This is a genomic window from Acinetobacter sp. 22301, assembly GCF_052045285.1.
Taxonomy (GTDB): domain Bacteria; phylum Pseudomonadota; class Gammaproteobacteria; order Pseudomonadales; family Moraxellaceae; genus Acinetobacter; species Acinetobacter pittii.
The window spans coordinates 1-557 of the sequence record NZ_JBQEOR010000030.1 but is presented as its reverse complement, the minus strand read 5'-3'; the positions used below and the strand labels follow the sequence as shown (position 1 = coordinate 557).

1 protein-coding gene is annotated in these 557 nt (G+C 45.2%); it reads right to left on the bottom strand.

The annotated features are described in order from the left end of the window. On the bottom strand, nucleotides 1–557 hold a 557-nt coding region (locus ACTJJH_RS18370), incomplete at both ends, for an FAD-dependent oxidoreductase (RefSeq protein WP_440601575.1).

The window sequence follows — 557 nt, the reverse complement described above, 5'->3', positions numbered from 1 at the left end:
CGGATGATGTAATCAAACGCTGAGAGTGATGCTTTAGCACCTTCACCTGTAGCAATAATGATTTGCTTGTAAGGTACAGTCGTACAGTCACCCGCAGCAAATACACCTTGTACATTGGTTTCGTTGCGGTCATTGACAATGATCTCGCCACGGTTGGTTAACTCAACTTCACTGTCTTTCAAGAAGTCAGTGTTTGGCAGTAAACCAATTTGTACAAAGATCCCTGCAAGCTCGACCACATGCTCTTCATCGGTCGCACGGTCTTTATATTTCAAACCGGTCACTTGTGAACCATCGCCTAACACTTCTGTACTTAAGGCATTCATAATCACCGTTGTGTTTGGCAAGCTATGCAATTTATTTTGCAACACTTGGTCAGCACGAAGTTTGGTATCGAACTCAACTAAAGTGACATGCTCAACAATCCCTGCAAGGTCAATTGCTGCTTCAACACCTGAGTTACCGCCACCAATCACGGCAACACGTTTACCTTTGAACAAAGGACCATCACAGTGTGGGCAGTACGCAACACCACGGGTACGGTATTCTTGCTCACC